The sequence below is a fragment of the Mycobacterium innocens genome, from assembly GCF_900566055.1.
GTDB classification, from domain to species: domain Bacteria; phylum Actinomycetota; class Actinomycetes; order Mycobacteriales; family Mycobacteriaceae; genus Mycobacterium; species Mycobacterium innocens.
Window position 1 is genome coordinate 46117 of record NZ_UPHQ01000033.1, and the last position, 21660, is coordinate 67776.

Genomic DNA, 21660 nt, shown 5'->3' on the forward strand with positions numbered 1-21660 from the left:
TGGAAGTAACTAAACCCGCAAGGGGAAAGGGAGTTACGTGCTAGACGTCAACTTCTTCGATGAACTCCGCATCGGCCTGGCCACCGCGGAGGACATCCGGCAGTGGTCCTACGGCGAGGTCAAGAAGCCGGAGACCATCAACTACCGCACGCTCAAGCCGGAGAAGGATGGCTTGTTCTGCGAGAAGATCTTCGGGCCGACTCGCGACTGGGAGTGCTACTGCGGCAAGTACAAGCGGGTGCGCTTCAAGGGCATCATCTGCGAGCGTTGCGGTGTCGAGGTGACCCGCGCCAAGGTGCGCCGGGAACGGATGGGCCACATCGAGTTGGCCGCACCCGTCACCCACATCTGGTACTTCAAGGGCGTGCCGTCGCGCCTGGGCTACCTGCTGGACCTGGCACCCAAGGACCTCGAGAAGATCATCTACTTCGCCGCCTATGTGATCACCGCGGTCGACGAGGAGATGCGGCACAACGAGCTGTCCACGCTCGAGGCCGAAATGATGGTGGAGCGCAAGGCCGTTGAGGACCAGCGTGACGCGGATTTGGAAGCGCGTGCCCAAAAGCTGGAGGCCGACCTGGCCCAGCTGGAGGCCGAGGGCGCCAAGGCCGACGCCCGGCGCAAGGTTCGCGATGGCGGCGAGCGCGAGATGCGCCAGCTCCGCGACCGTGCCCAGCGCGAGCTGGACCGGCTGGAGGACATCTGGAGCACCTTCACCAAGCTGGCGCCCAAGCAGCTGATCGTCGATGAGAACCTCTACCGCGAGCTGCAGGACCGCTACGGCGAATACTTCACCGGCGCCATGGGTGCGGAGTCGATCCAGAAGCTCATCGAGAACTTCGACATCGACGCCGAGGCCGAGTCGCTGCGTGAGGTCATCCGAAGCGGCAAGGGGCAGAAGAAGCTGCGCGCCCTCAAGCGCCTGAAGGTGGTCGCCGCTTTCCAGCAGTCCGGCAACTCGCCGATGGGCATGGTGCTCGACGCCGTCCCGGTGATCCCGCCGGAGCTGCGTCCGATGGTGCAGCTCGACGGTGGCCGGTTTGCCACCAGCGACCTCAACGACCTGTACCGCCGGGTGATCAACCGCAACAACCGGCTCAAGCGACTGATCGACCTCGGCGCACCCGAGATCATCGTCAACAACGAGAAGCGGATGCTGCAGGAGTCGGTCGACGCGCTGTTCGACAACGGCCGCCGCGGCCGACCGGTCACCGGGCCGGGCAACCGTCCGCTCAAGTCGCTGAGCGATCTGCTCAAGGGCAAGCAGGGCCGATTCCGGCAGAACCTGCTCGGCAAGCGTGTCGACTACTCGGGCAGGTCCGTTATTGTGGTCGGTCCGCAGCTCAAGCTGCACCAGTGCGGTCTGCCCAAGCTGATGGCGCTGGAGCTGTTCAAGCCGTTCGTGATGAAGCGTCTGGTCGACCTCAACCACGCCCAGAACATCAAGAGCGCCAAGCGGATGGTTGAACGTCAGCGTCCCCAGGTGTGGGATGTGCTGGAGGAGGTTATCGCCGAGCACCCGGTGTTGCTGAACCGGGCGCCCACCCTGCACCGGCTCGGTATCCAGGCGTTCGAGCCGATGCTGATCGAGGGCAAGGCGATTCAGCTGCACCCGCTGGTGTGTGAGGCGTTCAACGCCGACTTCGACGGTGACCAGATGGCCGTGCACCTGCCGCTGTCCGCCGAGGCACAGGCAGAAGCCCGCATCCTGATGCTGTCGTCCAACAACATCCTGTCGCCGGCTTCCGGTCGCCCGTTGGCCATGCCGCGTCTGGACATGGTGACCGGGTTGTACTACTTGACCACCGAGGTCGACGGCGACACCGGCGAATACCAGCCGGCCGCAGCCGACCGTCCCGAGACGGGGGTGTACTCCTCGCCGGCCGAAGCCATCATGGCGGCCGACCGCGGTGTGCTCTCGGTGCGGGCCAAGATCAAGGTGCGGCTGACCCAGTTGCGTCCGTCGGCCGAGATCGAGGCCGAGCTGTTCGGGGCCAACGGCTGGCGTCCGGGCGAGCCCTGGATTGCCGAGACAACGCTGGGCCGCGTGCTGTTCAACGAGTTGCTGCCGCCGGGCTATCCGTTCGTGAACAAGCAGATGCACAAGAAGGTTCAGGCCGCCATCATCAACGACCTGGCCGAGCGCTACCCGATGATTGTGGTGGCGCAGACCGTCGACAAGCTCAAGGACGCCGGGTTCTACTGGGCAACCCGAAGCGGTGTCACGGTCTCGATGGCCGACGTGCTGGTTCCGCCCCGCAAGAAGGAGATCCTCGACCGCTACGAGGATCGCGCCGACAAGGTCGAAAAGCAGTTCCAGCGTGGCGCTTTGAACCACGACGAACGCAACGAGGCCTTGGTGGAAATCTGGAAGGAAGCCACCGACGAGGTGGGCCAGGCGCTGCGGGAGCACTATCCCAGCGACAACCCGATCATCACCATCGTCGACTCTGGTGCCACGGGTAACTTCACCCAGACCCGGACGCTGGCCGGGATGAAGGGTCTGGTGACCAACCCCAAGGGTGAGTTCATCCCGCGTCCGGTCAAGTCGTCGTTCCGTGAGGGCCTGACCGTGCTGGAGTACTTCATCAACACCCACGGTGCTCGAAAGGGCTTGGCCGACACCGCGTTGCGTACCGCCGACTCGGGCTACCTGACCCGTCGTCTGGTGGACGTGTCCCAGGATGTCATCGTGCGCGAGCACGACTGCGGCACCGAGCGCGGCATCGTCGTCGAGCTGGCCGAGCGTCAGCCCGGGGTTGATGGGCAGGCCACGCTGATCCGCGACCCGTACATCGAAACCTCGGCCTACGCAAGGACTTTGGGTATCGACGCGGTCGACGAGGCGGGCAACGTGGTGGTCGCGCGCGGCGAGGATTTGGGTGACCCGGAGATCGATACGCTGCTGGCCGCGGGGATCACGCAGGTGAAGGTGCGTTCGGTGCTGACCTGCACCACCGGCACCGGCGTGTGCGCGACGTGTTATGGGCGCTCGATGGCCACCGGCAAGCTGGTCGACATCGGTGAAGCGGTCGGCATTGTGGCCGCCCAGTCCATCGGTGAGCCGGGCACCCAGTTGACCATGCGCACCTTCCACCAGGGTGGTGTCGGTGAGGACATCACCGGCGGTCTGCCGCGGGTGCAGGAGCTGTTCGAGGCCCGCGTGCCACGCGGCAAGGCGCCGATCGCCGACGTCACCGGCCGGGTCCGGCTGGAAGACGGTGAGCGTTTCTACAAGATCACCATCGTGCCCGACGACGGCAGCGAGGAGGTCGTGTACGACAAGCTCTCCAAGCGGCAACGGCTGCGGGTGTTCAAGCACGAGGATGGTTCCGAACGGGTGCTCGCCGATGGCGATCACGTCGAGGTGGGCCAGCAGCTGATGGAAGGCTCGGCCGACCCGCACGAGGTGTTGCGTGTGCAGGGACCGCGCGAGGTGCAGATCCACCTGGTCCGCGAGGTCCAGGAGGTCTACCGCGCGCAGGGTGTGTCGATCCACGACAAGCACATCGAGGTGATCGTTCGCCAGATGCTGCGCCGGGTCACCATCATCGATTCGGGCTCGACGGAGTTCCTGCCCGGTTCGTTGATCGACCGTGCCGAGTTCGAGGCGGAGAACCGCCGGGTGGTGGCCGAGGGCGGCGAGCCCGCCGCCGGTCGCCCGGTGCTGATGGGTATCACCAAGGCGTCGCTGGCCACCGACTCGTGGCTGAGTGCGGCGTCGTTCCAGGAGACCACGCGCGTGCTGACCGATGCGGCGATCAACTGCCGCAGCGACAAGCTCAACGGTCTGAAGGAGAACGTGATCATCGGCAAGCTGATCCCGGCCGGTACCGGTATCAACCGTTACCGCAACATCGCGGTGCAGCCGACCGAGGAGGCCCGAGCGGCGGCGTACACGATCCCGTCGTACGAGGATCAGTACTACAGCCCGGACTTCGGCCAGGCCACCGGAGCCGCGGTTCCGCTGGACGACTACGGCTACAGCGACTACCGGTAGTTTCGCGAGCAGACGTAAAAGCCCCCGCACGCCTGGCGTGTCGGGGGCTTTTACGTCTGCTCGGCAGCTATGCACAGCGCTGACTTTCGCTCCCGGCCGGCCCAGGACAGCATCGGTGCATGCCCGTCGACGAATTGATCGCAGCTAACGGGGGTTTGGCCACCACCCAACAACTGCTCGCCGTCATCAGCCGCAAACGCCTGGCCGGATTGGTCAACGCGGGGAAGCTGATTCGGGTATGCCATGGTGTCTATGCGACGAGCGAACTCGACGTATTGGGAAAGCTGGCTGCCCTGGATCTTTTTGCGGGCAAGCCGATAGTCGCCTGTATGGGAACCGCGGCCGCGCTGTATGGCTTCGACACCGAGAACACGTCGCGGGTTCACATTCTTGATCCAGGGATACGGATGCGCCCGTCGGCGGGCCTGATGGTGCATCAACGAACCGGTGCACCATTGCGACGGGTAGCAGGCCGACTTGCGACAGCGCCGGCGTGGACGGTGATCGAAGTCGCGCGGGTATTGCGCCGGCCCCGCGCGTTGGCGACCCTCGATGCGGCCCTGCACGTCGGTGCGTGCACCAGAGCGGAACTGGACGCGGTAATCCGCGAACACCGAGGCCGCCGCGGCATTGTCAGCGTCCGGGAGTTGATCGGCTACGCCGACGGTCGTGCCGAGTCCCCTATGGAGAGCGAGGCGCGGCTGGTGTTTGTCGACGGCAGATTACCGATGCCGCAGCTGCAGTACGCCATCGTGGACCGCTACGGCAAAGTCTGGCGCGTCGACTTCGCATGGCCGGATGCGATGGTCGTCGCCGAGTACGACAGCATCCAGTGGCACGTCGGCCGCGACGCCCTGGTACATGACCGGCTGAAAACCGCACGGCTGCAGGAATGCGGCTGGACCAGTATCCCCATGACGGTCGACGACATCCGCGGCGACCCCGTGGGTCTCGCGGACCGAATCAACTACCACCTGCGTAGCGCGGCGAGCAGTCGCAAAAGCGCCCCCACGCCCGGCGTGTCGGGGACTTTTGCGACTGCTCGCCACAGAAAGGCGGCCCATTACACTGGGCCGGGTGCTGATAGGTTCCCATGTCCACTCGGACGATCCCCTGGCCGCCGCCCAGGCCGACGGCGCTGACGTGGTGCAATTCTTCCTCGGCAACCCGCAGAGCTGGAAGAAGCCCAAGCCGCGGGACGACGCCGAGACGCTGAAGGCGTCGACCATTCCGCTGTACGTCCACGCGCCGTATCTGATCAACGTCGCATCGGCCAACAACCGCATCCGCATCCCGTCGCGCAAGATCCTGCAGGACACCTGCGACGCAGCCGCGGCAATCAACGCCACGGCGGTGATCGTGCACGGCGGCCACGCCGACGACAACGACATGGAGGCCGGCTTCGAGCGGTGGGTCAAGGCGCTGGATTACCTCGAAACAGACGTGCAGGTGTACCTGGAAAACACCGCGGGCGGCGACCACGCGATGGCCCGTTACTTCGACACCATCGGCAGACTGTGGGATCGTATCGGCGACAAGGGAATCGGCTTCTGCCTGGACACCTGCCACGCGTGGGCCGCGGGTGAGCAGCTGATCGACGCGGTCGACCGGATCAAGGCCCTGACTGGCCGCATCGACCTGGTGCACTGCAACGACTCGCGGGACGCCGCCGGGTCAGGTGCCGACCGGCACGCCAATATCGGCAACGGTCGGATCGATCCCGACCACCTCGTCGCGGTGGTCAAGGCCGCCGATGCCCCGGTGATCTGCGAAACTGCCGACGAGGGCCGCAAGGACGACATCGCGTTCCTGCGGGAAAAAGTCAACGGCTGATTTCATGGCTCATTAAAGCTCGTTACGGAAGCGTCACGGGCCTACCGTTAACCTATGGTTCGCCGGTTCGTCACCCTGCTGGGCGTCGTGGGGATGCTCGTTGGCTGCGCGCACGCTCCGGCGCCGCCGCCCGCCGGCTTCGGAAACGGCACCAGCTTCCACACCATCGACGTCGGCGGAGTCCAGCGCTCCTACCGGCTCTATAAGCCTGCGGGACTGCCCTCGTCGGCACCGCTGGTCGTCATGCTGCACGGTGGTTTCGGCAGCGCCCGACAGGCTGAAAGATCTTACGACTGGGACGAATTGGCCGATTCAGAGAAGTTCGTCGTCGCCTACCCCGACGGTCTGAACAGAGCGTGGAACGCCAACGGCGGCGGCTGCTGCGGCCGGTCCGCACGCGAAGGCGTCGACGACGTCGCCTTTGTCAGCACGGCGGTTACCGACGTCGCCGCGAACGTGCCCATCGACCCGGCCAGGATCTACGCCACCGGGATGAGCAACGGTGCCATCATGGCCTATACCCTGGCGTGCAACACCGGGATCTTCGCCGCGATCGGCCCGGTTTCGGGAACGCAACTGGACCCGTGCGCATCCCCGCATCCGGTGTCGGTCATGCATATTCACGGCACCGGGGATCCGCTTGTCCGCTACTTCGGCGGGCCGGGGGCCGGCTTCGCCCAGATCGACGGGCCCCCAGTCGAGGAGCTGAATGCGTTCTGGCGCAATGTTGATCAATGTGTCCGCCCTGCCACCACGACCAGTGGTCGGATTACCACGTCGAACGCCGCATGCCCGAACAACCGCAGCGTGGTGCTGGTCACCGTTGACGACGGCGGCCATGAGTGGCCATCGGTGGCCACCGAAATGTTGTGGGAGTTCTTCGCCGCCCATCCCCGCTGAGCAAGACTATTACACCACTTGTACGGTTGTTGGGAAAATGTAATATTGGTGGCATGCCAGACACCCATGTCGTCACCAATCAGGTCCCGCCGCTGGAGAACCACAATCCCGCTACCTCTCCGATGCTTGTCGAAGCGCTGATCCGCGAGGGTGGACAGTGGGGGCTGGACGAGGTGAACGAGCTCGGGGCGATCTCCGGCGGCCACGAAGCCCAGCGCTGGGGTGAGCTGGCTGATCGCAACCGGCCCGTCCTGCACACCCATGACCGTGTGGGCCACCGCATCGACGAGGTCGAATACGACCCGGCTTACCACGAACTGATGCGCACCGCGATCGCCCACGGGCTGCACGCCGCCCCCTGGGCCGACGACCGGCCGGGAGCCCACGTGGTGCGCGCCGCCAAGACGTCCGTGTGGACCGTCGAACCCGGCCACATCTGTCCGATCTCGATGACCTACGCCATCGTGCCGGCACTGCGCCACAACCCCGAGCTGGCCAGCGTTTACGAGCCGCTGCTGACCAGCCGCGAGTACGATCCGGAGCTCAAGCTCGCCACCACGAAACGCGGTATCACCGCGGGCATGTCGATGACCGAGAAGCAGGGCGGCTCCGACGTGCGCGCCGGCACCACCGAGGCGACCCCGAATGCTGATGGCACCTATAGCCTGACCGGCCACAAGTGGTTCACCTCCGCGCCGATGTGCGACATCTTTCTGGTGCTCGCGCAGGCCCCAAAGGGGTTGTCCTGCTTCATGCTGCCGCGGATCCTGCCCGACGGCACCCGCAACCGGATGTTTTTGCAGCGCCTCAAGGACAAGCTCGGCAACCACGCCAACGCCTCCAGCGAGGTCGAATACGACGGCGCCATCGCGTGGCTGGTCGGCGAGGAGGGCCGCGGAGTCCCCACCATCATCGAAATGGTCAACCTCACCCGGCTGGACTGCACCCTGGGCAGCGCCACCAGCATGCGTACCGGTCTGACCCGGGCAATCCACCACGCCCAGCACCGAAAGGCGTTCGGCGCCTACCTGATCGACCAGCCGCTGATGCGCAACGTACTGGCCGATCTGGCGGTCGAAGCCGAGGCCGCCACCATCGTCGCGATGCGGATGGCCGGGGCCACCGACAACGCCGCACGCGGCGACCAGAAAGAAGCGCTGCTGCGCCGCATCGGCCTCGCGGCCAGCAAGTACTGGGTATGCAAGCGCTCCACCCCACACGCCGCCGAAGCGCTGGAATGCCTGGGCGGCAACGGCTATGTCGAGGACTCCGGCATGCCCCGGCTGTACCGGGAGGCGCCGCTGATGGGCATCTGGGAGGGATCGGGCAATGTCAGCGCACTGGACACGTTGCGCGCCATGGCCACTCGGCCCGAATGCGTCGAGGTGCTGTTCGACGACCTGGCGCAGAGCGCGGGACAAGATGCCCGGCTGGACGGCCATGTCGAGCGGCTGCGGGAACAGCTGAGCGATCTGGACACCATCCCATACAGGGCCCGCAAGATAGCCGAGGACATCTGCCTGGCGCTGCAGGGGTCGCTGCTGGCGCGCCACGGGCATCCGGCCGTCGCCGAGGCGTTCCTGGCCACCCGGCTCGGCGGCCAGTGGGGCGGGGCCTTCGGCACCCTGCCGACCGGACTGGATCTGGCGCCCATCCTCGAACGTGCTTTAGTCAAGGGATGACAGACGCGATCCGACCGGTCGATTTCGACAATCTGAAAACGATGACCTACGAGGTCACCGATCGGGTAGCGCGGATCACGTTCAACCGGCCCGAGAAGGGCAACGCGATCGTCGCGGATACCCCGCTGGAGTTGTCGGTGCTGGTGGAGCGAGCCGACCTCGATCCCAACGTGCACGTCATTCTGGTCTCGGGACGCGGCGACGGTTTCTGCGCCGGCTTCGACCTGTCCGCTTACGCGGACGGCACCGGCTCGGCGGGCGGCACCGGCGCATACCAGGGCACGGTGCTGGATGGTAAGACCCAGGCCGTCAACCACCTGCCCAACCAGCCCTGGGACCCGATGATCGACTACCAGATGATGAGCCGGTTCGTGCGCGGGTTCTCCAGCCTGATGCATGCCGACAAGCCGACGGTGGTCAAGATCCATGGCTACTGCGTGGCCGGCGGCACCGACATCGCGCTGCACGCCGATCAGGTGATCGCCGCCGCCGACGCCAAGATCGGCTACCCGCCGACCCGAGTCTGGGGTGTACCCGCGGCTGGCTTGTGGGCACACCGGCTCGGCGACCAGCGTGCCAAACGCCTGCTGTTCACCGGCGATTGCATCACCGGCGCCCAAGCGGCCGAATGGGGCCTCGCCGTCGAGGCGCCGGATCCGAAAGACCTCGACGAACGCACCGAGCGGCTGGTGCAGCGGATTGCCGCCTTGCCGGTCAATCAGCTGGTCATGATCAAGCTGGCGCTCAATTCGGCTCTGCTGCAACAGGGTGTGGCCACCAGCAGGATGGTCAGCACGGTGTTCGACGGTATTGCCCGGCACACGCCCGAGGGACACGCCTTCGTCGCCGACGCGGTCGAGCACGGCTTCCGGGATGCGGTGAAACACCGCGACGAGCGGTTCGGGGACTACGGCCGGAAAGCGTCCGGAGTGTAGCTTCATGTCGAAATCGCTGGCGCGCATGACCGCCCGGTCAGTGGTGCTCAGCGTGCTGCTCGGCGCGCATCCCGCGTGGGCCAGCGCCAGCGAATTAATCAGGCTTACAGCCGATTTCGGTATCAAGGAAACGGCGTTGCGGGTGGCGCTGACCCGCATGGTGAGCGCCGGCGATCTGGTCCGGTCCGCCGACGGGTATCGGCTTTCGGATCGGTTGCTGGCCCGCCAGCGGCGCCAGGATGAGGCCATGCGTCCGCCGGTACGGGCCTGGCACGGCTACTGGCACATGATCGTCGTCATCAGTGTCGGCGATGACGCCCGCACCCGCGCCGCATTGCGAAATACACTGCAGGAAAAGCGGTTCGGTGAACTGCGTGAAGGGGTATGGCTTCGTCCCGACAACCTCGAGCTGGAACTGGCCCCTGACATGCGTGCCCGGGTACGGGTGTTGACAACGCGCGATGAGGCGCCCGCTGAGTTGGCGGCGCGACTATGGGATCTCCCCGAGTGGGTCGACGCTGGCCAGCACCTACTCGACGAAATGGCCCAACTGACCCACGCCGCAGACATTCCCGGTCGCTTCGTGGTGGCCGCCGCCATGGTCCGTCAGCTGCTGACCGACCCGATGCTGCCCGCCGAACTGCTGCCCGCTCACTGGCCGGGGACCCGGCTGCGCGAGGCATACCACGACTTCGCCACCGAGCTGGCGAAACGCCTTGACACATCCCAACTCCTGGAGGCGACATGAGCGATCTGGTGCATGTGGAGCACACCGGTCCGGTGACCACGGTGATCATCAACCGGCCGGAGGCACGCAACGCGGTCAACGGCCCGACGGCCGCCGCGCTCTACTCGGCGTTCGAGCAGTTCGACCGTGACGACGCGGCTGCGGTGGCGGTGTTGTGCGGCAACGGCGGAACCTTCTGCGCCGGAGCCGATTTGAAGGCTTTCGGCACAGCGGAGGCCAATGCCGTGCACCGCACGGGCCCGGGTCCGATGGGCCCGTCGCGAATGGTGCTGTCCAAACCGGTGATCGCCGCTGTCAGTGGCTACGCCGTAGCCGGTGGTCTGGAATTGGCGTTGTGGTGTGACCTGCGAGTGGCCGAGGAGGATGCCGTGTTCGGGGTGTTCTGCCGTCGCTGGGGAGTACCGCTGATCGACGGCGGCACGGTGCGATTGCCGCGGCTGATCGGGCACAGCCGGGCGATGGACATGATCCTTACCGGCCGGGCGGTGGCGGCCGATGAGGCGCTGGCGATGGGACTGGCCAATCGGGTGGTGCCCAAGGGGCAGGCGAGGCAGGCGGCCGAGGCGTTGGCGGCCGAATTGGCCGCCCTACCTCAGCAGTGTCTGCGGTCGGATCGGTTGTCGGCGCTGCACCAATGGGGACTGCCGGAGTCGGCGGCGGTCGATCTGGAATTCGCCAGCATCTCCCGGGTGGCGGCAGAGGCCTCGACGGGGGCCGCACGCTTCGCGGGAGGTGCCGGCCGCCACGGCGCGCCGGCGTGAGCTGAACGGCGGCGGCTGGTCAGCCGCCCTTGTTGATGGTGTTGCCCGATCCGATGTTGTCGACTTGCGGGTCACCGTTCTTGTAGGTGATGGTGTTGTTGAGTCCCAGCACGCTCAGCTGCTGGTCGACCTTGTCGAAGGTGATCTTGTTGTTGGTGCCGCCGATGGTCACCGTCGAGCAGGTGCCGTTGACGGTGAGGGTATTTTCCGAGCCGGCGACATTCAGTGACTTGCCGTCGGCGCAGTCCAGGGTGGCGGTGGTCCCGATCGATCCGTAGTTCAGCATGTTGCCGATCTCGATCGACGCGGTCGTCGGGGGCCCGTTGGACGTGGACGGCGCCGCCGTTCCGCTGCTCGTCGCGGTTGTGGGCTTTCCGGAGCTGCTGGTGGCCGGCGGGGGATTGGCCGTCGAGCTGCAGCCGGCCAGCCCGGTGGCCGTTGCACCGAGGGCCAGTGTCAGAGCTATCGCGGACAGCCGCGAGGTGGGGACATGAGCGCGCATAGGCTCCTCGATTCCTTAGGGGCCCACTCGCTGGAGCCGGTTGACCATACCCAGTTCGCGGCCGCGATCCCAGATGAACGGATCGCCGTTCTTGAAGAACACCGTCTGATCCCAACCGTAGACGGTGATGTCGTTGATCACCGTGTCGGCAACGACGGTGTTGGACGAGCCCATCACCGTCACCGCCCAGCACGTTCCCTTCGCAGTGATGATGTTGGCGGTGCCGTTGACCAACAGGGTGGCATCGTTGCAGTCCAAGACCTGCTCGAGGCCCTCGCCGGTGATATGGGTGTCGCCGTTTTTCGCGTGCGCGGCCGGCGGTAGCGCGAGTGACGTGACGGCCATGGTGACGATGGTGACGATGGTGACGACGCAGCTGGCCAGTGACGCGGCGGCGGTTGTCCATTTCACTGCGGGCCCCCCTCCGTTGGGCGCGTGATCGGTGCTCGATCGAGGTGTGTGCACCTAGCCTAGGTGTAGTTTCCTGCCCGACGACAGCGCTGAGCGCATTTGGTTGACACCCCGCCGCGCCCGCATCTGACGCGGTCGATCCACGGTCGAGTCAACTAGAGTCATTAGTTGACCCACCGTTGACCTCCCACAACCGCAGCGGCGATGACCCACCGTCATTCGCACGTGGAGCAATTGAAGGACGATCGTCATGGCAGCTTCGCCGGAACCGCCGTCAACGGCTGGTCGACAGCGCGCTGTGAAAGCCGCGGCGCGGCCGGCCAAGTTGAGCCGAGATTCCATCGTCGAGGGTGCCCTGACTTTCCTGGACCGGGAGGGCTGGGATTCGCTGACCATCAACGCGTTGGCGACCCAACTGGGGACCAAAGGGCCGTCGCTGTACAACCACGTGGACAGCCTCGAGGACCTGCGCCGCGCGGTGCGGGTTCGGGTGATCGACGACATCATCACGATGCTGAACAGGGTCGGCGAGGGGCGTGCCCGCGATGACGCGGTATTGGTGATGGCCGGTGCGTACCGCAGCTATGCCCACCATCATCCGGGTCGGTACTCGGCATTCACCCGGATGCCGTTGGGCGGGGACGATCCCGACTACGCCGCGGCGACCAGAAGTGCCGCCGCGCCGGTGATCGCTGTGCTGTCCTCCTACGGCCTGGAAGGCGAAGAGGCCTTTTACGCGGCGCTGGAGTTCTGGTCGGCGCTACACGGGTTTGTGCTGCTGGAAATGACCGGCGTGATGGATGAGATCGATACCGACGCGGTGTTCTCCGACATGGTGTTGCGCCTGGCGGCGGGGATGGAAAAGCGCACCGCGGAGCACGGTGCCAAGCAGGCCTAACGCTGATTGGGGACGCCCGGGTAATGGATCTCCGCTTGGTTCGGGCACCACTTTGACCTGCCTGACCGGCGAGCGGTATTGTGGTTGCTCGTGCCTGGCGGCCTACAGCGCCCGACTTGAGGGCGTGGATGCCGGGCCAATTTGCATGTCCATGATGTCACCGAGATGTCATGGACGAGGCGGGTTGAGTTCGGAGGCCAACCGCATGCGACACACCCGGCAGCGGGGTACGGCGTTTATACGGCGTTGACTCCGAGGCAGGGCATAACTGCAGTACAAGGACTGGATAACGATACGGGGACCGGAGCCGGACCCTCAGACAGCGACACAGAAAGCCGGTAGATGCCAACCATTCAGCAGCTGGTCCGAAAGGGTCGTCGGGACAAGATCGCCAAGGTCAAGACCGCGGCCCTCAAGGGCAGCCCGCAGCGCCGTGGCGTGTGCACTCGGGTGTACACCACCACTCCGAAGAAGCCGAACTCGGCGCTTCGCAAGGTCGCGCGGGTGAAGCTGACGAGTCAGGTTGAGGTCACGGCGTACATCCCCGGCGAGGGCCACAACCTGCAGGAGCACTCGATGGTGCTGGTGCGTGGCGGCCGGGTGAAGGACCTGCCCGGTGTGCGGTACAAAATCATCCGCGGTTCGCTCGACACCCAGGGAGTGAAGAACCGCAAGCAGGCTCGCAGCCGTTACGGCGCCAAGAAGGAGAAGAGCTGATGCCGCGCAAGGGGCCGGCGCCCAAGCGTCCGTTGGTCAACGACCCGGTGTACGGGTCGCAGCTGGTCACCCAACTGGTGAACAAGGTTCTGCTGAAGGGGAAGAAATCGCTCGCCGAGCGCATTGTTTATGGAGCGCTCGAACAAGCCCGCGACAAAACCGGCACCGATCCCGTTATCACCCTCAAGCGCGCTCTCGACAACGTCAAACCGGCCTTGGAGGTCCGCAGCCGCCGCGTGGGTGGTGCGACCTACCAGGTGCCGGTCGAGGTGCGCCCGGACCGGTCGACCACGCTCGCGCTGCGCTGGCTCGTCGGCTACTCGCGGCAACGCCGGGAGAAGACGATGATCGAACGGTTGGCAAACGAGATTCTGGATGCCAGCAACGGCCTCGGGGCCTCTGTCAAGCGGCGTGAGGACACCCACAAGATGGCCGAGGCGAACCGCGCCTTTGCGCATTATCGCTGGTGAGAGCCGCCGGCGAAAAGCGGCCGGGCGCAACGGACAGCGACCTAACGCGACCTAACTACGCAACCGAAAGAGTGGGAAGACTTCTGTGGCACAGAAGGACGTGCTAACTGACCTGAGCAGGGTCCGCAACTTCGGCATCATGGCACACATCGATGCTGGCAAAACCACGACGACCGAGCGAATCCTGTACTACACCGGCATCAACTACAAGATCGGTGAGGTGCATGACGGCGCCGCGACGATGGACTGGATGGAGCAGGAGCAGGAGCGCGGTATCACCATCACCTCTGCTGCGACGACGACGTTCTGGAAAGACAACCAGCTCAATATCATTGACACGCCGGGACACGTCGACTTCACCGTCGAGGTGGAGCGCAATCTGCGGGTGCTCGACGGGGCAGTCGCCGTTTTCGACGGGAAAGAGGGCGTCGAGCCGCAGTCCGAGCAAGTCTGGCGCCAAGCCGACAAATACGACGTGCCGCGCATCTGCTTCGTCAACAAGATGGACAAGATCGGCGCCGATTTCTATTTTTCGGTGCGCACGATGGAGGAGCGGCTGGGGGCCAAGGCTATCCCGATCCAGCTGCCCATCGGCGCGGAGGCCGACTTCGAAGGCGTCGTGGACCTGGTCGAGATGAACGCCAAGGTGTGGCGCGGTGAAACCAAACTAGGCGAGACCTACGACACCGTCGAAATTCCGGCCGATCTTGCCGAAAAGGCGGAGGAATACCGCACCAAGCTAATCGAGACCGTCGCAGAGGCCGACGAGGAGTTATTGGAAAAGTACCTCGGCGGCGAGGAACTCACCGTCGCGGAGATCAAGGCCGGGATCCGCAAGCTGACGATCGCCAGTGAGATCTACCCGGTACTGTGCGGCAGCGCCTTCAAGAACAAGGGCGTGCAGCCGATGCTCGACGCCGTGGTGGATTACCTGCCGTCGCCGCTGGACGTTCCGCCCGCCGTCGGGCACGCGCCTGGCAAGGAGGACGAGGAGGTGGTGCGCAACCCAACCACCGACGAGCCGTTCGCTGCGCTTGCTTTCAAGATCGCTACGCACCCGTTCTTCGGCAAGCTCACCTACATCCGGGTGTACTCGGGCACCGTCGAGTCGGGCAGCCAGGTCATCAATGCCACCAAGGGTAAAAAGGAGCGGCTGGGCAAGCTGTTCCAGATGCATTCCAACAAAGAAAACCCTGTCGAACGAGCCAGCGCGGGCCACATCTATGCGGTGATCGGCCTCAAGGACACCACCACCGGTGACACCCTGTGCGACCCGAACAAGCAGATCGTGCTGGAGTCGATGACCTTCCCTGCGCCGGTGATCGAGGTGGCCATCGAGCCCAAGACCAAGAGCGACCAGGAGAAACTGAGCCTGTCGATCCAGAAGCTCGCCGAGGAGGACCCCACCTTCAAGGTGCATCTGGATCAAGAAACCGGCCAGACCGTGATCGGCGGCATGGGCGAGCTGCACCTGGATATCCTGGTGGACCGCATGCGCCGGGAATTCAAGGTCGAGGCCAACGTCGGTAAGCCGCAGGTGGCCTACAAGGAGACCATTCGCCGCGTGGTGGACACCGTCGAGTACACGCACAAGAAGCAGACCGGCGGATCGGGCCAGTTCGCCAAGGTGATCATCAAACTCGAGCCGTTTACCGGCGAAGACGGCGCCACCTACGAGTTCGAGAACAAGGTCACCGGTGGGCGCATCCCGCGTGAGTACATCCCCTCGGTGGACGCCGGCGCGCAAGACGCAATGCAATACGGCGTGTTGGCCGGCTACCCGCTGGTCAATCTGAAGGTCACGCTGCTCGACGGCGCTTATCACGATGTCGACTCGTCGGAAATGGCCTTCAAAATCGCCGGTTCGCAGGCGCTGAAGAAGGCGGCGGCACAGGCGCAGCCGGTCATCCTGGAGCCGATTATGGCCGTCGAGGTCACCACGCCCGAAACCTACATGGGCGATGTGATCGGCGATTTGAACTCCCGTCGTGGTCAAATTCAGGCCATGGAGGAGCGGGGCGGTTCGCGCGTAGTCAAGGCGCACGTGCCGCTGTCGGAGATGTTCGGCTACGTCGGCGACCTGCGGTCCAAGACACAAGGCCGGGCGAACTACTCGATGGTGTTCGATTCCTACGCCGAAGTGCCGGCTCAGGTGTCGAAGGAGATCATCGCGAAGGCGACGGGCGAGTGAGCCGAGCGTTGCGCGTAAGCTAGCTCGGTTACCACGGCGGCATAACTGAAAACATCAACACTGCTTTTATAAGCACCAACAGTCCAGGAGGACACAACAGTGGCGAAGGCGAAGTTCCAGCGGACCAAGCCCCACGTCAACATCGGGACCATCGGTCACGTTGACCACGGCAAGACCACCCTGACCGCGGCTATCACCAAGGTCCTGCACGACAAGTTCCCGGACCTGAACGAGTCGAAGGCGTTCGACCAGATCGACAACGCGCCTGAGGAGCGTCAGCGCGGTATCACCATCAACATCGCGCACGTGGAGTACCAGACCGAGAAGCGGCACTATGCACACGTCGACGCGCCCGGCCACGCCGACTACATCAAGAACATGATCACCGGCGCCGCCCAGATGGACGGCGCGATCCTGGTGGTCGCCGCCACGGACGGCCCGATGCCGCAGACCCGTGAGCACGTGCTGCTCGCGCGTCAGGTGGGTGTGCCCTACATCTTGGTCGCGCTGAACAAGGCCGACGCCGTCGACGACGAGGAGCTGCTCGAGCTCGTCGAGATGGAGGTCCGCGAGCTGCTGGCCGCCCAGGAGTTCGACGAGGACGCCCCGGTAGTGCGGGTCTCGGCACTGAAGGCTCTCGAGGGTGACCCCAAGTGGGTGGAGTCGGTGGAGCAGCTGATGGATGCGGTCGACGAGTCGATCCCCGACCCGGTCCGTGAGACCGATAAGCCGTTCCTGATGCCCGTCGAGGACGTCTTCACGATCACCGGCCGCGGCACCGTGGTCACCGGTCGTGTGGAGCGCGGCGTGGTCAACGTCAACGAGGAAGTCGAGATCGTCGGCATCCGCCCGACGACCACCAAGACCACGGTCACCGGTGTGGAGATGTTCCGCAAGCTGCTCGACCAAGGGCAGGCCGGTGACAATGTCGGGCTGCTGCTGCGTGGCGTCAAGCGTGAGGATGTCGAGCGCGGCCAGGTCGTCATCAAGCCCGGCACCACCACCCCGCACACCGAGTTCGAGGGCCAGGTCTACATCCTTTCCAAGGACGAGGGCGGCCGGCACACGCCGTTCTTCAACAACTACCGTCCGCAGTTCTACTTCCGTACCACCGACGTGACCGGTGTGGTGACGCTGCCGGAGGGCACCGAGATGGTGATGCCCGGTGACAACACCAACATCTCGGTGAAGCTGATCCAGCCCGTGGCCATGGACGAAGGTCTTCGGTTCGCGATCCGTGAAGGCGGCCGTACCGTCGGCGCCGGCCGGGTCACCAAGATCATCAAGTAGCGCTAACCGGTTCATCACCAGGCCCGGATTGCCGATCACGGCAATCCGGGCCTGGTGCTTGTTGCCCTCGGCAAGCGACCGGGCCCGCGGCGCAGTATGTGATCGGTAGCCGAGCATGCGCGCAAATCTGACACGACCCAACCGTGAAGCGAGGAGCAGGCACATGCTGGCGCGCTATATCAAGATGCAGGTGTTGGTGCTGTTGTGCGGTGGTCTGGTCGGGCCGATCTTCCTGATCGTCTATTTCACGCTGGGCCTGGGCAGCCTGCTGTCATGGATGTTCTATGTCGGTCTCCTGATCACCGCGGCAGATGTGCTGATCGCGCTGGCATTGACCAACTGGGGCGCCAAGACGGCGGCCAAGACGGCCGAACTCGAGCAGCACGGTGTGTTGGCGCTCGCGCAAATAACCGGCCTCACCGAAACCGGGACCAGGATCAATGACCAACCGGTGGTCAAGGTGCACCTGCATATCGCCGGACCCGGCATCGTGCCGTTCGACAGCGAAGACCGGGTCATCGCCAGCGTGACCCGGCTCGGCAACCTGACCGCGCGCAAGCTTGTCGTCCTGGTCGATCCGACCACCCAGCAATACCTGATCGACTGGGAGCGCAGCGCTCTGGTCAACGGCCTGCTCCCGGCGCAGTTCACCCTGGCCGAGGACAACCGGACCTACGACTTGAGCGGGCAGGCCGGCCCGTTGATGGAGATCCTGCAGATCCTGAAGGCCAATGGCATTCCACTCAACCGAATGGTCGACATCCGGTCGAATCCGGCGTTGCGTCAGCAGATCCAAGCGGTGGTACGACGGGCGGCCGAGCAGCAGGCACCGGGGTCCCAGCCGGCCGCCTCGCAGGCGTCGATCGCCGAGCGGCTGCAGGAGCTGGAGTCGCTGCGGGCCAGTGGCGTGGTGAACGATCAGGAGTATGCCAGCCGGCGCGCGCAGATCATCGCGGAGATCTGAGCGGGCCAGTCGCCGGGCTCGTTGGATCCGCTAGCGGCGATCCGAACGGCCGTCCAGCTTGCTCGAGTGGGGCTTTCGGTGTGTGCCTACTGCGCCCTGCCGGCCCCGGCGCGCACCCGTGAAGCCAGGTGTTAGAACACGTTCCAATTCCGCTGCTAGCCTGACAGGCGGCGGAAGGGGTGCACGTGGCTGGATCACTACAGGGACGGGTCGCATTCGTCACCGGAGCTGCCCGCGCTCAGGGACGGTCGCACGCGGTGCGGCTGGCCCGGGAGGGGGCCGACATCATCGCGCTGGACATCTGTGCGCCGGCGTCGGACTGTCTCACCTACCCCGCGGCCACGCCGGAGGACCTCAACGACACCGTCCGCGCGGTGGAGGCGGAGGGCCGCAAGGTGCTGGCGCGCGAGGCCGATGTCCGCGACGGCGCGGCGCTGCAGCGGCTGGTGGCCGATGGCATCGAGGCTTTCGGCCGACTGGACATCCTGGTGGCCAATGCCGGGGTGCTGGGCTGGGGGCGGCTCTGGGAACTCACCGATGAGCAGTGGGACACCGTCGTTGGGGTCAACCTCACCGGCACCTGGCAGACGCTGCGCGCTGCGGTGCCGGCCATGATCGAGGCGGGCAACGGCGGGTCGATCGTGGTGGTCAGCTCTGCGGCGGGGTTGAAGGCCACGCCGGGTAACGGACACTACGCGGCGAGCAAGCACGGATTGGTTGCGTTGACCAACACGCTGGCGCTCGAGCTCGGCGAATTCGGTATCCGGGTCAACTCCATCCACCCGTATTCGGTCGACAGCCCGATGATCGAGCCCCAAGTGATGATGCAGATATTTGCCGAGCATGCCGGCTATGTGCACAGCTTCCCGCCAATGCCGTTGCAGCCCAAAGGATTCATGACACCAGATGAGGTCTCCGACGTAGTCGTGTGGTTGGCCGGCGACGGCTCGGGCGCGCTGACCGGAACGCAGATACCCGTCGACAAGGGCGCCTTGAAGTATTGACGCGCGATCGTGTATGAACTGCAGGTGACCAGTAGCGAAGGCGTAAACGAAGTAGACACGGGCTCGGACACCAGCCCGGACTCCGGGGCTGGCTCCGGTTCTGATAAGGGGATCGTGATCGTCGGTGGGGGACTGGCCGCAGCACGGACCGCCGAGCAACTGCGCCGGGCCGGCTACGCGGGTCGCCTCACGATCGTCAGCGACGAGGTCCACCTCCCCTACGACCGGCCGCCATTGTCCAAGGAAGTGCTGCGCAAGGAGGTCGACGACGTCGCCCTCAAACCGCGTGAGTGGTACGACGAGAAGGACATCACGCTTCGCCTGGGGTCGGCGGCCACCGGCCTCGACACCGTCGCGCAGACACTGACCCTGGCCGACGGAACCGTGTTGGGCTACGACGAGCTGGTCATCGCGACCGGCCTAGTGCCGCGGCGTATTCCGACGTTCCCGGACATCGAGGGCATTCGGGTGCTGCGGTCGTACGACGAGTGCATGGCGTTGCGCACCCACGCGTCGGCCGCCACCCGCGCCGTCGTCGTCGGGGGCGGCTTTATCGGCTGCGAGGTGGCGGCCAGCCTGCGCGGTCTGGGTGTGGCGGTAGTGCTGGTCGAGCCGCAGCCGACGCCGCTGGCATCGGTGCTGGGCGAGCAGATCGGTCAGCTGGTCGCCCGCATGCATCGGGACGAGGGCGTCGACGTGCGTACCGGTATGGGAGTGGCCGAGGTTCGCGGTGACGGTCATGTCGACACGGTGGTCCTGACCGACGGTACGGAACTGCAGGCCGACCTGGTGGTTGTCGGCATCGGGTCGCATCCGGCGACCGGCTGGCTCGACGGCAGCGGCGTCAAAGTCGACAACGGCGTGATCTGTGATGAAGCCGGACGCACCAGTGCGCCCAACGTATGGGCGCTCGGTGATGTCGCCTCTTGGCGCGATCCGATGGGACACCAAGTGCGCGTGGAACATTGGAGCAATGTTGCCGACCAGGCCCGGGTTGTGGTGCCGGCGATGCTGGGCCGCGAAGCACCGTCCAACGTGGTTGTCCCGTACTTCTGGAGCGACCAGTATGACGTCAAGATCCAGTGCCTGGGTGAGCCGCACGCCACCGATATCGTCCACCTCGTCGAGGACGACGGCCGAAGGTTCCTGGCCTACTACGAGCGCGATGGTGTGCTGGTCGGTGTCGTGGGTGGCGCGATGCCGGGCAAGGTGATGAAGGTGCGCTCCAAGATCGCCGCCGGCGCGCCCATCTCCGAAGTGCTGGAATCACCCGAATCCGGTTGAGGCTCATTCAGCGAGGGTCTGACGGGTCTGACGAGTCCGCGTGGCCGTTGCGAGCTCTGCCACGGCGGTCAGCCATTCGGTCGTCTGGTGGACCGGCTGGTTTCCGGTGTCGATTTCCTGACGGAATTCCCGTAACGCTCGACTGTTCGCCTGCACACGCTCGTCCATCAATCCCGAAACGCCGTAATCTCCGGTGCGTGCGTCCGCTATAGCGGAATCGTGGTGTTACGCAACTGCATTCGGAACTTCTCCAGCCAGATGACCGGGCCGGCGTATGAGTGCAGCAGCAGACTGCCTTCTGGGAATCCGATTTCGATGCGCTGCGGTACGGGGCTGTCGCCCCCGTCGTCGACGACGCCGACGTCATGGCTGCATTGCACGCGTACCGGCACGCCGGCGATCACCCGCGGAAGCTCGTGAACGGGTGTTCCGGTGTAGCGCTCGGCGCCACTTCGCGCTCCAGTGCCGACCCGGCCAGTGAGCCCAATGCCCGACCCAGCAGATCGAATGTGGCATACGCCGATCGGGGCGCGGTAACGACAGAGGCATACGTCGGCGGGTTCGACGCACGGCCCCGACGGCATTCGCCGACGAACGCGCGCGCCGGGCCCAACTCCCCGAAGTGGCAGTTGACGGCATGAATTACCTTCGCCGACAAGGCTTCTTGACGCAGTTCCCGGAGTAGGTCGGCGCGCACCGGGTGCTCCATCAGGACGTGGACACCGCGGCGCAGCAGCTGTGCGGTCACCATTGCCGCGATTGGCGGCGGAAGCGCGACGATGGCGGCCCGCGCCTCGTCGGGAACTTCCGCGACGCTTGTCCAGAGTGGAACATGTCGCCGCGCGGCGAGCCGTGCGGAACGCTCGCTGCCGGCGGCCAGTATGCCGACCAACTCGAACGAATCGGTCAGTTCCGGCAGCGACGGGACGTAGCAGGCGCCGTAAGGACTCGCGCAGTAATTAATTAGGTTTTTGTGTTTGGTTTGTCCACACTTGTGGTATGACGCTGCCTGCTGTGGACTCCGATCCGGTCGCCGCCCGTTTGTTGTTGATCCGCCCGCATCTGGACGA

At 65.2% G+C, this 21660-nt stretch carries 19 protein-coding genes and 1 pseudogene; 16 read left to right on the forward strand and 4 right to left on the reverse strand.

Features of this window, described 5'->3' with window-relative positions; genetic code table 11:
- The first annotated feature begins 37 nt into the window (after positions 1-37).
- The 8 genes and pseudogenes from EET03_RS03885 to EET03_RS03920 all read left to right on the forward strand — a co-directional run bounded on the left by EET03_RS03885 (position 38) and on the right by EET03_RS03920 (position 10859).
- Positions 38-4000: a DNA-directed RNA polymerase subunit beta' gene (locus EET03_RS03885; protein WP_075542333.1), complete on the forward strand. Its 3963-nt coding sequence runs from the start codon at positions 38-40 to the stop codon at positions 3998-4000.
- A 119-nt stretch (positions 4001-4119) separates the two neighbouring features.
- Positions 4120-4977, forward strand: a pseudogene (locus EET03_RS03890) (type IV toxin-antitoxin system AbiEi family antitoxin domain-containing protein); the annotation flags it as partial.
- Positions 4978-5077: 100 nt separating this feature from the next.
- A complete protein-coding gene (locus tag EET03_RS03895; protein WP_075542334.1) occupies positions 5078-5833 on the forward strand; it encodes a deoxyribonuclease IV in 756 nt (251 codons plus the stop codon).
- A gap of 54 nt (positions 5834-5887) precedes the next feature.
- A complete protein-coding gene (locus EET03_RS03900; RefSeq protein ID WP_063469919.1) occupies positions 5888-6733 on the forward strand; it encodes an extracellular catalytic domain type 1 short-chain-length polyhydroxyalkanoate depolymerase in 846 nt (281 codons plus the stop codon).
- 53 nt (positions 6734-6786) lie between these two features.
- Positions 6787-8415 (forward strand): acyl-CoA dehydrogenase family protein, encoded by a 1629-nt coding sequence (locus EET03_RS03905; RefSeq protein WP_075542335.1) that lies wholly within the window; start codon positions 6787-6789, stop codon positions 8413-8415.
- Complete coding sequence (locus tag EET03_RS03910) at positions 8412-9350, forward strand: crotonase/enoyl-CoA hydratase family protein (RefSeq protein ID WP_075542336.1); 939 nt, start codon at positions 8412-8414, stop codon at positions 9348-9350. Before EET03_RS03905 ends, EET03_RS03910 begins: the two co-directional genes overlap by 4 nt.
- Before the next feature lie 16 nt (positions 9351-9366).
- Entirely contained in the window at positions 9367-10098 is a 732-nt protein-coding gene (locus tag EET03_RS03915; protein ID WP_099194323.1) for a PaaX family transcriptional regulator C-terminal domain-containing protein, read from the forward strand.
- Positions 10095-10859, forward strand: a complete 765-nt coding sequence (locus EET03_RS03920) for a crotonase/enoyl-CoA hydratase family protein (protein WP_063469923.1) — start codon at positions 10095-10097, stop codon at positions 10857-10859. Before EET03_RS03915 ends, EET03_RS03920 begins: the two co-directional genes overlap by 4 nt.
- 19 nt (positions 10860-10878) lie before the next feature.
- Here the strand turns inward: EET03_RS03920 and EET03_RS03925 are convergent, their stop codons facing one another.
- Both EET03_RS03925 and EET03_RS03930 read right to left on the reverse strand, forming a co-directional pair.
- Positions 10879-11361, reverse strand: coding sequence for a DUF3060 domain-containing protein (locus EET03_RS03925; RefSeq protein ID WP_075542338.1), 483 nt, complete (start codon positions 11359-11361; stop codon positions 10879-10881).
- Positions 11362-11376: 15 nt separating this feature from the next.
- Positions 11377-11772 (reverse strand): DUF3060 domain-containing protein, encoded by a 396-nt coding sequence (locus tag EET03_RS03930; protein ID WP_075542339.1) that lies wholly within the window; start codon positions 11770-11772, stop codon positions 11377-11379.
- 250 nt (positions 11773-12022) lie between these two features.
- Between EET03_RS03930 and EET03_RS03935 the strand changes: the two genes are divergently transcribed.
- The 8 genes from EET03_RS03935 (at position 12023) to EET03_RS03970 (ending at position 20590) form a co-directional block, all read left to right on the forward strand.
- The gene (locus EET03_RS03935; protein ID WP_023370874.1) at positions 12023-12670 is read left to right on the forward strand and encodes a TetR/AcrR family transcriptional regulator; all 648 of its coding nucleotides are present in this window, start codon (positions 12023-12025) and stop codon (positions 12668-12670) included.
- A 342-nt stretch (positions 12671-13012) separates the two neighbouring features.
- Positions 13013-13387 carry a 30S ribosomal protein S12 gene (gene rpsL / locus EET03_RS03940; RefSeq protein WP_007167812.1) on the forward strand — a complete coding sequence of 125 codons (375 nt, stop codon included), beginning with the start codon at positions 13013-13015 and terminating at the stop codon, positions 13385-13387.
- Positions 13387-13857 carry a 30S ribosomal protein S7 gene (rpsG, locus tag EET03_RS03945; protein WP_003403456.1) on the forward strand — a complete coding sequence of 157 codons (471 nt, stop codon included), beginning with the start codon at positions 13387-13389 and terminating at the stop codon, positions 13855-13857. Before rpsL ends, rpsG begins: the two co-directional genes overlap by 1 nt.
- An 85-nt stretch (positions 13858-13942) precedes the next feature.
- Complete coding sequence (gene fusA / locus EET03_RS03950; RefSeq protein WP_082274583.1) at positions 13943-16048, forward strand: elongation factor G; 2106 nt, start codon at positions 13943-13945, stop codon at positions 16046-16048.
- 99 nt (positions 16049-16147) lie between these two features.
- Positions 16148-17338: an elongation factor Tu gene (gene tuf, locus EET03_RS03955; protein ID WP_063469927.1), complete on the forward strand. Its 1191-nt coding sequence runs from the start codon at positions 16148-16150 to the stop codon at positions 17336-17338.
- A 163-nt stretch (positions 17339-17501) separates the two neighbouring features.
- Positions 17502-18302 carry an SHOCT domain-containing protein gene (locus EET03_RS03960; protein WP_075542340.1) on the forward strand — a complete coding sequence of 267 codons (801 nt, stop codon included), beginning with the start codon at positions 17502-17504 and terminating at the stop codon, positions 18300-18302.
- Positions 18303-18481: 179 nt separating this feature from the next.
- On the forward strand, positions 18482-19306 hold the full coding sequence (locus tag EET03_RS03965; protein WP_208648989.1) for a mycofactocin-coupled SDR family oxidoreductase: 825 nt from the start codon (positions 18482-18484) through the stop codon (positions 19304-19306).
- Positions 19307-19324: 18 nt separating this feature from the next.
- Complete coding sequence (locus EET03_RS03970; protein ID WP_425271498.1) at positions 19325-20590, forward strand: NAD(P)/FAD-dependent oxidoreductase; 1266 nt, start codon at positions 19325-19327, stop codon at positions 20588-20590.
- 206 nt (positions 20591-20796) lie between these two features.
- On the opposite strand, the gene EET03_RS03975 is transcribed toward EET03_RS03970, so the two are convergent.
- A complete protein-coding gene (locus tag EET03_RS03975; protein WP_075542341.1) occupies positions 20797-20994 on the reverse strand; it encodes a hypothetical protein in 198 nt (65 codons plus the stop codon).
- On the reverse strand, positions 20991-21554 hold the full coding sequence (locus tag EET03_RS03980) for a Gfo/Idh/MocA family oxidoreductase (RefSeq protein ID WP_082274585.1): 564 nt from the start codon (positions 21552-21554) through the stop codon (positions 20991-20993). Before EET03_RS03980 ends, EET03_RS03975 begins: the two co-directional genes overlap by 4 nt.
- Positions 21555-21660 lie beyond the last annotated feature (106 nt).